Origin of the sequence: Caldimonas sp., from assembly GCF_046291045.1 — a bacterium.
GTDB lineage: Bacteria > Pseudomonadota > Gammaproteobacteria > Burkholderiales > Burkholderiaceae_C > Caldimonas.
Window position 1 is genome coordinate 1 of the sequence record NZ_JBKBSL010000043.1, and the last position, 12,884, is coordinate 12,884.

14 protein-coding genes are annotated in these 12,884 nt (G+C 69.4%); 3 read left to right on the forward strand and 11 right to left on the reverse strand.

The genetic code is table 11. The features are described from left to right. Both ACK4ZD_RS13345 and alaC read right to left on the reverse strand, forming a co-directional pair. Positions 1 to 765 (reverse strand): tetratricopeptide repeat protein (locus ACK4ZD_RS13345; protein ID WP_409663001.1); only part of this gene is annotated, 765 nt, incomplete at its 3' end. After that, positions 762 to 1,970 carry an alanine transaminase gene (alaC, locus tag ACK4ZD_RS13350; protein WP_409663004.1) on the reverse strand — a complete coding sequence of 403 codons (1,209 nt, stop codon included), beginning with the start codon at positions 1,968 to 1,970 and terminating at the stop codon, positions 762 to 764. The genes alaC and ACK4ZD_RS13345, both read right to left, overlap by 4 nt. Positions 1,971 to 2,355: 385 nt before the next feature. Between alaC and ACK4ZD_RS13355 the strand changes: the two genes are divergently transcribed. The 3 genes from ACK4ZD_RS13355 to ACK4ZD_RS13365 all read left to right on the forward strand — a co-directional run bounded on the left by ACK4ZD_RS13355 (position 2,356) and on the right by ACK4ZD_RS13365 (position 5,146). Continuing rightward, entirely contained in the window at positions 2,356 to 3,276 is a 921-nt protein-coding gene (locus tag ACK4ZD_RS13355; RefSeq protein WP_409663007.1) for a porin, read from the forward strand. Between the two features lie 111 nt (positions 3,277 to 3,387). Then, positions 3,388 to 4,026 carry an MBL fold metallo-hydrolase gene (locus ACK4ZD_RS13360; protein ID WP_409663010.1) on the forward strand — a complete coding sequence of 213 codons (639 nt, stop codon included), beginning with the start codon at positions 3,388 to 3,390 and terminating at the stop codon, positions 4,024 to 4,026. Between the two features lie 46 nt (positions 4,027 to 4,072). Next, positions 4,073 to 5,146: an AI-2E family transporter gene (locus ACK4ZD_RS13365; protein WP_409663013.1), complete on the forward strand. Its 1,074-nt coding sequence runs from the start codon at positions 4,073 to 4,075 to the stop codon at positions 5,144 to 5,146. 17 nt (positions 5,147 to 5,163) lie between these two features. On the opposite strand, the gene ACK4ZD_RS13370 is transcribed toward ACK4ZD_RS13365, so the two are convergent. The 9 genes from ACK4ZD_RS13370 to rfbA all read right to left on the reverse strand — a co-directional run bounded on the left by ACK4ZD_RS13370 (position 5,164) and on the right by rfbA (position 12,715). Further along, the gene (locus tag ACK4ZD_RS13370) at positions 5,164 to 6,045 is read right to left on the reverse strand and encodes a M48 family metallopeptidase (protein ID WP_409663054.1); all 882 of its coding nucleotides are present in this window, start codon (positions 6,043 to 6,045) and stop codon (positions 5,164 to 5,166) included. Between the two features lie 65 nt (positions 6,046 to 6,110). Beyond that, positions 6,111 to 7,643: an MFS transporter gene (locus tag ACK4ZD_RS13375; RefSeq protein WP_409663016.1), complete on the reverse strand. Its 1,533-nt coding sequence runs from the start codon at positions 7,641 to 7,643 to the stop codon at positions 6,111 to 6,113. A gap of 52 nt (positions 7,644 to 7,695) precedes the next feature. Continuing rightward, entirely contained in the window at positions 7,696 to 8,598 is a 903-nt protein-coding gene (locus ACK4ZD_RS13380; protein WP_409663019.1) for a DMT family transporter, read from the reverse strand. 44 nt (positions 8,599 to 8,642) lie between these two features. Next, positions 8,643 to 9,062 (reverse strand): thioredoxin TrxC, encoded by a 420-nt coding sequence (gene trxC / locus ACK4ZD_RS13385; protein WP_409663021.1) that lies wholly within the window; start codon positions 9,060 to 9,062, stop codon positions 8,643 to 8,645. Between the two features lie 55 nt (positions 9,063 to 9,117). Continuing rightward, positions 9,118 to 9,636, reverse strand: a complete 519-nt coding sequence (locus tag ACK4ZD_RS13390; protein ID WP_409663023.1) for a flavin reductase family protein — start codon at positions 9,634 to 9,636, stop codon at positions 9,118 to 9,120. A gap of 90 nt (positions 9,637 to 9,726) precedes the next feature. After that, positions 9,727 to 10,362: a hypothetical protein gene (locus ACK4ZD_RS13395; RefSeq protein WP_409663026.1), complete on the reverse strand. Its 636-nt coding sequence runs from the start codon at positions 10,360 to 10,362 to the stop codon at positions 9,727 to 9,729. Positions 10,363 to 10,453: 91 nt separating this feature from the next. After that, entirely contained in the window at positions 10,454 to 11,245 is a 792-nt protein-coding gene (locus tag ACK4ZD_RS13400) for an exodeoxyribonuclease III (protein ID WP_409663029.1), read from the reverse strand. Between the two features lie 34 nt (positions 11,246 to 11,279). Continuing rightward, entirely contained in the window at positions 11,280 to 11,831 is a 552-nt protein-coding gene (gene rfbC / locus ACK4ZD_RS13405) for a dTDP-4-dehydrorhamnose 3,5-epimerase (RefSeq protein WP_409663032.1), read from the reverse strand. Further along, positions 11,831 to 12,715 (reverse strand): glucose-1-phosphate thymidylyltransferase RfbA, encoded by an 885-nt coding sequence (gene rfbA, locus ACK4ZD_RS13410; RefSeq protein WP_409663035.1) that lies wholly within the window; start codon positions 12,713 to 12,715, stop codon positions 11,831 to 11,833. Before rfbA ends, rfbC begins: the two co-directional genes overlap by 1 nt. Between the last annotated feature and the right edge of the window lie 169 nt (positions 12,716 to 12,884).

Consider the following 12,884-nt stretch of genomic DNA (forward strand, 5'->3'; position numbering starts at 1 on the left):
CAGGTCGGCCTGGGTCACGTCGCGATACAGGCCGCGCTCGCGCGCCTTGGCCACCATGCGTTCGGACAGGTCCACCGCATCGACGGCCTCGGCCAACGGGGCCAGCAGCGGCGCGCACAGGCCGGTGCCGCAGCCCAGGTCCAGCGCCTGGCCGAAGCGCTGGCCGGCCAGCGGGCCCAGCAGGCGTTGCGGCACGTCGTAGTGCAGCACCTCGACGAGGTGCTCGTCGAAGTCGTCGGCGTAGTCGTCGAAGAGGGTCTGGACATAGGCCACCGGGGCCACGGCGGGCGGGGCCTTGCGAGCGGCCACCGACGCGAGGAAGTAGCAGGTGGTCTCGGAATCGTCGCCCAGGGTGATCGCCCGCTCGAAGGCATCGGCGGCTTCTTCCGTGCGCCCGGCCAGGCGCAGGAGGCTGCCGCGCCGGTTCCAGGCCAGCGCCCGGTTCGGGTCCAGCGCCAGGCAGCGGTCGTAGTCGGCCAGGGCCTCGTCATGGCGGTCGAGCTGCAGCAGCACCTCGCCGCGGCACAGCCAGCCTTCAGCCTCCTCGGGTTGCACGCGCACCAGTTCGTCGAACGCCTGCAAGGCCTCGTCGAGCCGGCCCAGGCGGCGGCGCACCGTGCCCAGGTTGCTGAGCGTGGACGGGCGGCCTGGCACGAGCGTGAGCGACTCGGCAAAGGCACGCTCGGCCTCGCCAAGGCGGCCGGCCTCGAGGTGGGCCAGGCCGTCGAAGAAGAGCGCCTTGGCGCGTTCGAAGGGGTCGCTCATGCAGGGGTCACTCCATCGGCCTTGAACATGGCCTTGATGCCGCGCACCGCCTGGCGGATGCGCGATTCGTTTTCGATGAGGGCAAAGCGCACGTGGTCGTCACCATGGTCGCCGAAGCCGATACCCGGCGAAACGCACACCTTGGCGCGCGCCAGAAGCTGCTTGGAGAACTCCAGCGAGCCCAGCGCACGGTAGCGCTCGGGAATGCGCGCCCAGATGTACATCGAGGCCTTGGGGGTCTCGACCGGCCAGCCCGCCTCGCGCAGGCCCTTGACCAGCACGTCGCGGCGGCGCTGGTATTGCGCGGCAATGTCCTTCACGCACTGCTGGTCGCCTTCCAGCGCGGTGATGGCCGCCACCTGCACGGGCGTGAAGCTGCCGTAGTCGTGGTAACTCTTGATGCGCGCCAGCGCCGCCACCAGGTCGGCATTGCCCACCATGAAGCCCACGCGCCAGCCGGCCATGTTGTAGCTCTTGCTGAGCGTGAAGAACTCCACCGCCACGTCCTTGGCGCCGCTCACCTGCATGATGGAGGGTGCCTTCCAGCCGTCAAAGACGATGTCGGCATAGGCCAGGTCGTGCACGACGAGGATCTCGTGCTTCTTGGCCAGCGCGATCACCCGCTCGAAGAAGTCGAGCTCCACGCATTGGGCGGTGGGGTTGCTCGGAAAACCCAGCACCATCATCTTGGGCTTGGGGTAGCTGCCGCGGATGGCGCGCTCCAGCTCGGCGAAGAAGTCCACGCCGGGCACCATGGGGACGGAGCGGATGTCGGCGCCGGCGATCACCGCGCCGTAGATGTGGATGGGATAGCTCGGGTCGGGCACGAGCACGGTGTCGCCGCGGTCGAGCGTGGCCAGCATCAGGTGGGCCAGGCCTTCCTTGGAGCCGATGGTGACGATGGCCTCGCGATCGGGGTCGATCTCCACGCCATAGCGGCCCTGGTACCAATGCGCGATGGCCCGGCGCAGGCGCGGGATGCCCTTGGAGGCCGAGTAGCCATGGGTGTCCGGCCGCTGGGCCACCTCGGCGAGCTTGGCCACGATGTGCGCCGGCGTGGCGCCATCGGGGTTGCCCATGCTCATGTCGATGATGTCCTCGCCGCGGCGGCGGGCGGCCAGCTTGAGCTCGGCCGTGATGTTGAAGACGTAGGGGGGCAGGCGGTCGATGCGCGCAAAGCGGCGCTGACCCGGAGAGCTGGTCATGCAGTGGCTTTCAACGTGAGCGCCCGGAACCGTCCGAGCGACGTGGGCCGTGCCCGATGCACGGCCTGGGCGCATCCTAGCACCAGGGCAGCGAAGGATCGGCAATGGAGCATTGCGGAATCGGAAACGATCGCCGAAACGACCCGGCCGCCGACGGCCCGATCGGCCGACAACCCGCATCCCTACGGGGTTCGCGGGCAGCGACACGCACCGTCGGCAGGGCCGGAGAGGGCTGTCGCGTTTGACGCAAACCCGGGCTTGACACTGGGGTTACTACCTAGTCCCGTCGTCCGGGCCTGGTCCACTTCGCCAGGCCCGTCGCTTCCCCCGCGACAGCCCGGGGGCGAAGCCCCCGGAACGTCAACCCTTTGTTGAGGTAGAAGACATGAAGAAATCGCTCATCGCGCTCGCCGTGCTCGGCGGCCTGGCTGCTGCGGCACAGGCGCAATCCAATGTCACGCTGTACGGCCGTGTGGATCTCGGCCTGCAGCGCGGCCTCGGTGACGACATCACCCGCCTGGAGCAAGGCTCGGGCAGCCGCCTGGGCGTGCGTGGTGTGGAAGACCTGGGCGGCGGCCTGAAGGCCCTGTTCAACATCGAGCACCGCTTCAATGCCGACACCGGCACCGCCGGCAGCACGTTCTGGGCCGGCCGCTCGGTGGTGGGTCTGGAAGGCGGTTTCGGCCAGGTCGTGCTAGGCCGCGAGTACACCCCGGCGCGCAACATCGCCAACCGTGCCGATCCCTGGGGCGGTGAGACCGTGGGTGCGATGGAGTCGATCCTGTTCGGCGACATCCTGCCTTCGCGTCAGAACAACTCCATCACCTACACCTCGCCCAGCTTCGGCGGCCTGCGCGCCCAGGCACAGTACGCTCTGGATGAAGCCGACACCGGCGAAGACTTCTACGGGGTGAACCTGTCGTACGGCGCGGGCCCGCTCTCGCTGGCCTATGGCTACAACAAGGCCGGCGTGGACGACAACACCTGGCACCTGGTCACCGCCGGCTACGACTTCGGCAGCTTCCGCCTGGTGGGCGCCTACGGCCAAGGCACGCCGGAAACCGGTGCCGACAAGCACCGCAGCTACATGGTCGGCGCCACGGCACCTCTGGGCGCCGGCGAGGTCAAAGTGGCATACGGCAAGCTCGAGGAAGTCGATCCGGACCGCGACGTCTCCAGCAAGTTCGCCATCGGCTACCACTACGCCCTGTCCAAGCGCACCACGGTGTACTTCGACGTGGCCAACGACAGCGAACTGGCCGACCATAAGACCGGCTTCGACATCGGCCTGAAGCACAACTTCTGATCGCAGCGATTGCAACTGTCTCCTGGGGGTTCGCCCCCCGCGAGATTTCAGGGCCCCTGGCGACAGGGGCCCTTTTTTCATGAGGGCCGGCTTTCGGCTAAGGTTCGGTCCATGCTGCGCTACCACACCGTCCCCGTCACCCCCTTCCAGCAGAACTGCTCCATCGTCTGGTGCGACGACACGAAGCGCGCCGCCATCATCGACCCCGGCGGCGATCTGCCGCGCCTGCGGGCCGAGGTGAAGCGCTTGGGTGTGACGCTGGAACAGATCTGGCTCACCCACGCCCACATCGACCATGCCGGGGCCACGGCCCAGCTCGCCCGGGAGCAGGGGCTGCCCATCATCGGCCCGCACGAGGGCGACCGGTTCTGGATCGATGCCCTGCCCCAGCAGGGCGCCATGTTCGGCTTCCCGCCCAGCGAGCGCTTCACCCCCACGCGCTGGCTGCACGACGGCGACACCGTGACCCTCGGACACTGCACGCTGCAGGTGCGCCACTGCCCCGGCCACACGCCCGGCCATGTGGTGTTCTTTTCGCCCGAGGCCCGGCGCGCCTTCGTGGGCGACGTGCTCTTTGCCGGCAGCATCGGCCGCACCGATTTCCCCGGGGGCGACCATCAGACCCTGATCGACGCCATCACCCAACGCCTGTGGCCGATGGGCGACGACGTGATCTTCATCCCGGGCCACGGGCCCGAGAGCAGCTTCGGGCAGGAACGACGCACCAATCCTTTCGTGGGCGGCACCTGAGGGTGACGCACAATCGCAGGCACCTGTCCCGCGTGACGCCTGCCTCATGAACACCGCCGACCTGCACCGCAAGATCTTCCTGGCCCTGCTGCTGGGCGTGAGCCTGGCCTTCCTGGTGATCCTCTGGCCCTTCTACGGCGCCGTGTTCTGGGGCGCCATCCTGGCCCTGCTGTTCATGCCGCTGCACCGGCGGCTGCTGCGCCGCATGCCGGAGCGCCCCAACCTGGCCGCGCTGGCCACGCTGGCGGTGTGCCTGCTGATCGTTATCCTGCCGGTGGCGCTGATCACGGCCTCGCTGGTGCGGCAGGCCGCCGCGCTGGTGGCGCGGCTGCGCAGCGGCGAGCTCAATTTCGGCCTGTACCTGCAGCAGGTGCTCGACGTGATCCCGCCCTGGCTCGAGGACTGGCTGGACCGCCTCGGCCTGGGCGACGTGGCCGCCGTGCAGGACCGCCTGGCCTCGGCCGCCGCGCAGATCAGCCAGTTCGTGGCCACACAGGCTTTGGCGATCGGGCAGAACACGGTGCACTTCGTCGTGAGCCTGGGCATCATGCTGTACCTGCTGTTTTTCCTGCTGCGCGACGGCCAAGCCCTGTCGGTGCGCATCCGCCAGGCCCTGCCGCTGGACGAGGTCCACAAGCGCAACCTGCTGGCCAAGTTCGCCACCGTGATCCGCGCCACGGTCAAGGGCAATGTGGTGGTGGCCGTCACGCAAGGCGCCCTGGGCGGCCTGATCTTCTGGATCCTGGGCATCCAGGGCGCCGTGCTGTGGGCCACGCTGATGGCCTTCCTGTCGCTGCTGCCGGCCGTGGGGGCGAGCCTGATCTGGGGGCCGGTGGCGATCTACTTCCTGGCCACCGGCAGCTTCGTGCAGGCCGTGGTGCTCATCGCCTTTGGGGTGTTCGTGATCGGTCTGGTGGACAACCTGCTGCGCCCCATCCTGGTGGGCAAGGACACCAAGCTGCCCGACTACCTGGTGCTGGTGTCCACGCTGGGCGGCATGTCGATCTTCGGGATCAACGGCTTCGTGATCGGGCCGCTGGTGGCCGCGCTGTTCGTGGCCGCCTGGGACCTCTTCACGGCACCGGCGGACACGGCACCCGCGCCGAGCGAGGACGGCTGAGGGCCGGGCCGAGACCCTCAGGCGGGGTCGAAGCGCCGCGGCGGGCGCGCGGCGTTCTCGTACAAAGGCATCACGCGAGGCAGCACCGACTCGATCTCGCGGATGCGGGCGTCCCCGGCCGGGTGGGTGGACAGAAACTGCGGCGGCGCGCCCTTGCTGGCCTGCATCATCTTGTTCCACAGGCTCACGCCGGCGCGCGGGTCGTAGCCGGTGCGAGCCCCCAGGTCCAGGCCGACGAGGTCGGCCTCGGTCTCGTTCTCGCGGCTGAACTTGAGCGTGAGGAGCTGCGCCCCCATGTTCAGCAACAGGTCGCCGGCATTGCCCAGCCCGAGCAGACTGGAGATCAGGCCCGCCCCCAGCCGCGTGGCCGCCGTCTTGCCCATGCGCTCGCGCGCATGCTCGCGCAGGGCGTGGGCCATCTCGTGGCCCATGATCATCGCCACCTCGTCGTCCGTCAGCTTGAGCTGTTGCAGGATGCCCGTATAGAAGGCGATCTTCCCGCCGGGCATGCAAAAGGCGTTGATCTGCCGGGCGCCGATGAGGTTGACCTCCCACTGCCACTGGCGCGAACGCGGGTTCCAGGGGTGGGCATGCGGGATCATGCGCTCGGCGATGAAGCGCAGGCGCACGAGCTGCGGATGGCTGGGGCCGGCCAGGGCCTGATTGGCCTGGGCCTCGCGCAGCATCTGTCGGTACTGCTGGGCGGCGGCCTGCTCGATCTGCTCGGCCGGCACCAGCCGGGTGAAGCCCGAGGTGCCCCCCACGTCCACGCCGTCGCGCTGAGCCGCCGCGGGCAGCGCCGCCCCCAGGCCAGCGGCCACGAGGGCCCCGGTGAACAGCCGCCGCCCGGGCTGGGCGGGCGTCAGACGACCCGGCGCGGCCGCGGCCACGGCCGCCATCGCCTGGCACATCGCGCAGTGGGCCCGTTCGTTCAGGCCGGCATGCAGATCATGGTCCATGGGGCTCAGATCTCTCGGTGTTCCTGTTGTTCCAGCATCGCCCGCACCTGGCGCAGCAGCAAGTAGGCGGGGAAGGACAGCCAGAAGGTCAGGAAGAAGTAGGCTGCATACCCCATCTCCTGCGCGCCGATGCCCCCCGCCCAGCCGGCCACGGCGCGGCTGAAGGCGAAGATGGACGAGAGGATCGCATATTCGGTGGTGGCCTTGGCGCGGCTGGTGATGGCCATCAGGAAGGCCAGAAAGGCCCCGGTGCCCAGGCCGCCGGTGAAGCTCTCCAGGGCGCTGGCGGCGTACACCGCCGCCTGATGCACAAGCGGCAGATCGACCGGCTGCACGATGCCATCGGCCCCAGGCAGCACGCGAGGCACGTACCAGGCCGCGGCTGCATAGCCCAGGTTGGACAGCGCCTGCCACAGGCCCAGCACCCACAGGCCACGGAAGATGCCCACGCGGTCCACATACCAGCCCCCGACCAGCCCGCCGGCGATCGACAGGGCCAGGCCCAGGTTGACGCTGACCAGGCCGATCTGCTGGTTCGAAAAGCCGCTGTCCACCCAGAAGGGCTTGACCATGAAGCCCATGGCCGCATCGCCGAGTTTGAACAGCAAGATGAACAGGATGATGGTCACCATGCCGCGGCGCGAGAGCAGCTCCACCCAGGCCCCGAAGACCGGGCCATCGCGCATCAGCGCCGCCCGCGGGCCGTTGGCGGCTGTCACCATCAGGCCTGCGCCCACGAACATCAGGCCCACGGGGATCGCGCCGCGGAACCACCAGGAGCCACTCACCGCCGCCACGGCCTCCCAGCCCGCGATGCGGGCCAGCGGCCCCAGCACCGGCCACAGCAGGCCGGCGAGCACCAGCGCCAGTGCCAGCGCCCACAGCGGCTGCTGGCGCAGCAGGCCCAGCTCCGTGGCCACGCTGCCCGGTGGCGTGCCCGGACGGGCCGGCTCGCGCGGCGCGAACAGCACGATCAGCCCGTTGCCCACGAAGACGGCCGCGCCCAGCAAGTAGGCCATCGACCAGCCGAACCAGCCCGACACCATGAGCAGCGCGCCGGCGGTGAGCATGCCCACGCGGTAAAAGCCGATGCGAAAGCCGTTGGCCAGGCCGTACTCCTTGCGCGTGAGCAGCTCGATGGTGTAGCCGTCGGTGGCGATGTCGTTGGTGGCCGAGAGCATCGTGAACGCACCGATGGCCACCCACACCCAGGGCCCGAAACCCAGTTCGCTGGCGAACAGGCCCATCACCGCGGCCATGCCGAAGTTCGCGCCCGCCACCCACCAGCGGTGGCGGCGCACCCAGTCCACCGCCGGCGCCCACAGGAACTTCACGGTCCAGGCCAGGCCCAGCAGGCTGAGCAGGCCGATGTCGGCCAGGTTCACGCCCTGCTGGCGGAAGTACACCGGAAAGATGTCGTAGAAGACCCCCAGCGGCAGCCCTTCGGAGAAGTACAGCAGGGCCACCCAGAAGAGCTTGCGTCGGTAGGCGGGGGCAGGTCGGGGCTCGCTGGCGGGCGGCTGGGAGGGGTTGCTCATCCGCCCATTCTAGGGACCGGCAAGCCGGGGGCGGCCCCGCCGGGATCGCCCCTCACTTGCGGTTGACCAGCCAAATCCCCACCGCCACGCCGCCCAGGGCCAGCGCCAGGCGCAGCGTGATCGCCTCGCCCAGCAGCAGCCAGCCCATCACCAGGCCGAACAGCGGGGTGAGGAAGGTGAACGAGGCCAGCCGCGTGGCCGGGTAGTGACGGATCAGCCAGAACCACACCAGGTAGCTCGCGAAGGCCACGACGACGGCCTGGAAGAACATCGAACCCCATAAGGCCGCGCCGGTCCAGTGCAGTGTCCAGGATTCCCCCGTGAGCGGCGACAACGCCGTCAGCACCACGCCCGAGACGGCGAGTTGATAGAACAGCGTCTTTTCCGGCGAGGCCGTGGCCAGGCGCGTGGCGCGGATGGCCAGCGTCGTGGCCCCCCACAGCAGCGCGGCCAGCACCGCCAGCGCATCGCCCAGCCACTGCGTGGAGCCGGCCGGCGCGGCCGCACCGCCGAGCCCCTCACTGAAGGCCAGCACCACCGCCGCAAAGCCCAGGCCCAGGCCGGCCGTCTGGCGCATCGACAGACGCTCGGCCGCGCTGATGAAGGGCATGCCCGCGGCCACCACGAAGGGCGAGAGGTACAGCAGCACCACCAGCCGCGAAGCCGCCGTGTGGCCCAGGCCGATGTAGATGCACACGAACTCGGCTGCAAAGAGCGCGCCGGCCAGCAGCCCCGGCCACCCCGTCCCGTCGCGCGAGAAGAGTGCGATGCCGCGCCACGACGCCCAGGCCCACACCAGCAGCGCCGCGATGCCCGAACGCAGCCCCGCCTGGGCGATGGGCGGCATCAGCGGCAGCGTGGCCTTGACGACGATCTGCTGCAGGCCCCACAACAGGCAGCAGCCCAGCAGCAGCGTGATGGCGCGGGAATCGAGATGGGAGCGGCGTTCAATCATCCGATGATTGTGCCGCCTTCCGGAGCGCTGCGCTCAGGCGGCGTTCACCCGGACTGCAGCCAGCGCACCAGATCGCGTGCGCCCATCGCTCCCGAGATGCGCCGCACCTCCTGCCCGCCTTGCAGCAACACCATCGTCGGGATGCTGCGGATGCGGTGGCGCACCGAGGTCCGGGGGTTCTCGTCGCTGTTGACCTTGGCGAACAGCACCCGGCCGCCCAGCTCGCGCGCGGCCTGCTCGAACTGCGGTGCCATCATCCGGCACGGCCCGCACCAGGGCGCCCAGAAGTCGACCAGCACCGGCAGCTCGGTGCGCGAGACCACGGCATCGAAGCTGGCATCGGTCAGGGCGACGGGTTCGGCCGGCGTCAGGGGACGCTTGCACTGCCCGCACACCGGAGCGTCGGCCAGGCGCTCGTCGGGCACACGGTTCAGGGTGTGGCAGTGGGGGCAGGCGATGTGCATGGAAACCTCCGGGGTCTGCCCGGGAGATGGCGACGCACCGCCTGACTTCAAGGACTCACAACGGCAGTTCGGTGAAGTAGCGCCCGCCGTGGAAGATCAGTGGCGAGGCCCCGGCGCGCCGCTCGCAACGCTCGACCTCGCCGACGAAGATGACGTGGTCGCCTTCCTCGTAGCGGCTGCGGTTGAAGCATTCGAAGACGGCGGCCACGCCCTCCAGCAGCGGCGCCCCCCCGGCCCCCTCGCGCCAGGCCAAGCCGGCGAAACGATCGACCCCCTTGGTGGCGAAGCGCTCGGCCAGGGCCATCTGGTCGGCCGCCAGGATGTGGATGGCGTAGTGCGAACCGCGCTCGAAGGCCGGCATCGACCCCGCCAGGCGCGACAGGCTCCACAACACCAGCGGCGGGTCGAGCGAGACGGAATTGAAGGAATTGGCCGTCAACCCGATCAGACGGCCGTCGCCGGCCCGGGCGGTGACGATGGTCACGCCGGTGGCGAAGCTGCCGAGCGCCTGGCGGAACTCGACCGGGGAAAAACTGGGGGCGGCGGCCCGACGGGGGGGGTTCACGACGTCCATGACTGGGTGTGCGCCCATTATTCCCCAGGGCCGGCCCCGGGGAAGGGCGCCAGCCCCCCCCTTTTTGCGTGGATGCCCCCCGCGGCGAGTTCAGAAGCGGTAGTTCACCCCGAGGCTCAGTTGCGGGATCGCGCGCACCTTGCCCACGCCATCGCGCAGCTCCTCGAGCTCGCGGTCGATGTCGTCCTGCGTCACACCGGCGATGGTGGTGGAAGCGCTGACCTTGGCCTTGCCGATCGAAGCGCCCAGATCGAACACGAAACCCCACCCCGCGCCGGCGGGCTGGTGGCCATAGCCGATGCCCAGATAGGGCGTGACGCGCGGGAACTTGATGCGCACGTCGAAGCGGTCGCCGGGCTGGGTGACATAGGTGGTGCTGCCGATCTCGATGGTGCCGCCATTGCCGCGGCCGGAAAGATCCACCCGCATGTCGTTGACGGTGAGGCCGCCGGTCAGGCGCCATCCGCCACCGAAGACGAACCAGTCGGCGAACACCCCGGCCCGGTGGGCACGGGCCTGACCCTCGTAGTCGATGCCTTCTTCGGTGCCGTCGGCGTTGCGGCGGCCCAAGGTCGCCACATCCACGCGCACGCCGAAATGGCTGTTCAGCGGCTGCGCATAGCCGATCATCACGCCCGGCAAGCCGATGTTGCCGTAGATTTCGCCGGCCTGGGCCGACGCCAAACCGAATGCGGCCCCCAAGGCCGCGGCTGCATGCTTCCACATGAGACGCACTCCGATGACGAGAACACGAGAACAGGGTCCATCATCGGCTCGGAGCAAAAGGGCTTGAGGGCGCGAGCCCCCACGCCGCAGCTCAGACCGTGAAGTCGTACTCGATGGTCAGCGGCGCGTGATCGGAAAAGCGCTGCGCCTTGTAGACGCTGGCCGCGCGAGCGGTCTCGGCCACCGCCGGGCTGGCCACGTGGTAGTCGATGCGCCACCCCACGTTGTTGGCCCAGGCCTGGCCCCGGTTGCTCCACCAGGTGTAGGCCTCGCCGGTGGCATCGGGGTACAGGCGGCGGTAGACGTCCACCAGGCCGATCTCGTCGACCACGCGGGTGAACCAGGCGCGCTCCTCGGGCAGGAAGCCGCTGTTCTTCTGGTTGCTCTTCCAGTTCTTGAGGTCGATTTCCTTGTGCGCGATGTTCACGTCGCCGCACAGCACGAACTCGCGCTCGGCCCTCAGGCGCTGCAGGTGGGGGAAGAACTCGTCGAGGAAGCGGTACTTGGCCTGCTGGCGCTCCTGCGAGCTGGAGCCGCTGGGGAAGTAGCAACTGATGACCGAGAACTTGCGCGAGGGCGTGTCGAAGCGGGCTTCGACGTAGCGGCCCTCGGCATCGAACTCGGCCGAGCCGAAGCCGATCCTCACATCGCTGGGCGCATGGCGGCTGTACAGGCCCACACCGGAATAGCCCTTTTTCTCGGCGCAGTGAAACCAGCCCTGCAGGCCGTGCGGGGCCCGCATGGCCTCGGTGAGGTCGCCGTCCTGGGCCTTGATCTCCTGCAGGCAGACGATGTCGGCCTGCTGCTGGCCCAGCCAGTCGAAGTAGCCCTTGTTCGCCGCCGAGCGGATGCCGTTGAGGTTGGAGGTGATGATGCGCAACATGGGCGCGAGCTTACCTCCCCCGCCCGGCGCCTGCTCAGGCGAAGACGTCGGCCTGCGCCAGGCTCGCGCCCTGGGCGTCCTTGGCCGACACCTGGAGCGCCACGCCCGCGTCGGGCCACTGGATGCCAATCGCCGGGTCGTCCCAGCGGATGCAGCGCTCGGCCTGCGGGGCGTAATAGTTCGTGGTCTTGTAGAGGAAGTCGGCGCTGTCGCTGAGCACCAGAAAGCCGTGCGCAAAGCCCGGCGGCACCCAGAGCTGGCGGTGGTTCTCGCCGCTGAGCTCCACGCCCACCCATTGGCCAAAGCGCAGGCTGGAGCGGCGCACATCCACCGCCACGTCGAACACCCGGCCCTGGGTGACGCGCACGAGCTTGCCCTGGGCCTGCGGGTCGAGCTGGTAGTGCAGGCCGCGCAGCACGCCGCGGCGCGAACGCGAATGGTTGTCCTGCACGAAATCGAAATGGGCGCCGACGGCCTCGTCGAAGACGGTCTGGCGGAAGCTTTCGAGAAAGAAGCCGCGCTCGTCGCCGAAGACGCGCGGCTCGAAGATCAGCACCTCGGGCAGTCGGGTGGCGATGACGTTCATCAGAACACCTTCTCGGAAAGCAGTTGCTGCAGGTACTGGCCGTAGCCGCTCTTGGCCAGCGGGGCGGCCAGGCCGGCGAGCTGGTCGGCGCTGATCCAGCCCTGGCGCCAGGCGATCTCCTCGGGGCAGCAGATCTTCAGACCCTGGCGCTTTTCCAGCGTCTGGATGAACTGGCTGGCCTCGATGAGGGAGTCGTGCGTGCCGGTGTCGAGCCAGGCATCGCCGCGGCCCAGCACCTGCACGTCGAGTTCGCCGGCCTGCAGGTACAAGCGGTTGAGGTCGGTGATCTCGAGTTCGCCACGCGCGCTGGGTTGGAGCGCCTTGGCGCGCTCGACCACCTGGGCGTCGTAGAAATACAGGCCCGTGACCGCATAGCGGCTCTTGGGTTGCTTGGGCTTTTCTTCCAGGCTGATGGCCCGGCCGGCCGCATCGAATTCCACCACGCCGTAGCGCTCGGGATCGTGCACCGGGTAGGCGAACACCGTGGCCCCGCGCGCGCGGGCCTGCGCCGCCTTCAGGCGCGAGGCCAGGTCGTGGCCGTAGAAGATGTTGTCGCCCAGCACCAGCGCGCTGGGGGCGCCGTCCAGGAAGCGCTCACCGATCAGGAAGGCCTGGGCCAGGCCGTCCGGGCTGGGCTGCACCGCGTACTGCAGCGACAGGCCCCAGGCGCTGCCATCGCCCAGCAGCTGCTGGAAGCGCGGCGTGTCCTGCGGCGTGGAGATGATGAGGATCTCGCGGATGCCCGCCAGCATCAGGGCCGACAGCGGGTAGTAGATCATGGGCTTGTCGTACACCGGCAGCAGCTGCTTGCTGATGGCCAGCGTGGCCGGGTGCAGCCGGGTGCCGGAGCCTCCGGCAAGGATGAGGCCTTTGCGGGGGGTCATGACAACCCCCCGGCGTCCGTACCGGCCGCCACCCCCCCGAGGGGGGCCGGGCCTTGCTTGGGGCGGCCCGGCGCGGCGGCCCGGGACAACCCCCCGGCGTCCATACCGGCCGCCACCCCCCCGAGGGGGGCCGGGCCTTGCTTGGGGCGGCCCGGCGCGGCGGCCCGGG

Coding starts and splice junctions, on each gene's coding strand:
- ACK4ZD_RS13375 (WP_409663016.1), bottom strand. CDS start 7,643: ATGAGCAACCCCTCCCAGCCGCCCGCCAGCGAGCCCCGACCTGCCCCC.
- ACK4ZD_RS13360 (WP_409663010.1), top strand. CDS start 3,388: ATGCTGCGCTACCACACCGTCCCCGTCACCCCCTTCCAGCAGAACTGC.
- alaC (WP_409663004.1), bottom strand. CDS start 1,970: ATGACCAGCTCTCCGGGTCAGCGCCGCTTTGCGCGCATCGACCGCCTG.
- ACK4ZD_RS13380 (WP_409663019.1), bottom strand. CDS start 8,598: ATGATTGAACGCCGCTCCCATCTCGATTCCCGCGCCATCACGCTGCTG.
- ACK4ZD_RS13370 (WP_409663054.1), bottom strand. CDS start 6,045: ATGGCGGCCGTGGCCGCGGCCGCGCCGGGTCGTCTGACGCCCGCCCAG.
- trxC (WP_409663021.1), bottom strand. CDS start 9,062: ATGCACATCGCCTGCCCCCACTGCCACACCCTGAACCGTGTGCCCGAC.
- ACK4ZD_RS13400 (WP_409663029.1), bottom strand. CDS start 11,245: ATGTTGCGCATCATCACCTCCAACCTCAACGGCATCCGCTCGGCGGCG.
- rfbA (WP_409663035.1), bottom strand. CDS start 12,715: ATGACCCCCCGCAAAGGCCTCATCCTTGCCGGAGGCTCCGGCACCCGG.
- ACK4ZD_RS13395 (WP_409663026.1), bottom strand. CDS start 10,362: ATGTGGAAGCATGCAGCCGCGGCCTTGGGGGCCGCATTCGGTTTGGCG.
- rfbC (WP_409663032.1), bottom strand. CDS start 11,831: ATGAACGTCATCGCCACCCGACTGCCCGAGGTGCTGATCTTCGAGCCG.
- ACK4ZD_RS13390 (WP_409663023.1), bottom strand. CDS start 9,636: ATGGACGTCGTGAACCCCCCCCGTCGGGCCGCCGCCCCCAGTTTTTCC.
- ACK4ZD_RS13355 (WP_409663007.1), top strand. CDS start 2,356: ATGAAGAAATCGCTCATCGCGCTCGCCGTGCTCGGCGGCCTGGCTGCT.
- ACK4ZD_RS13365 (WP_409663013.1), top strand. CDS start 4,073: ATGAACACCGCCGACCTGCACCGCAAGATCTTCCTGGCCCTGCTGCTG.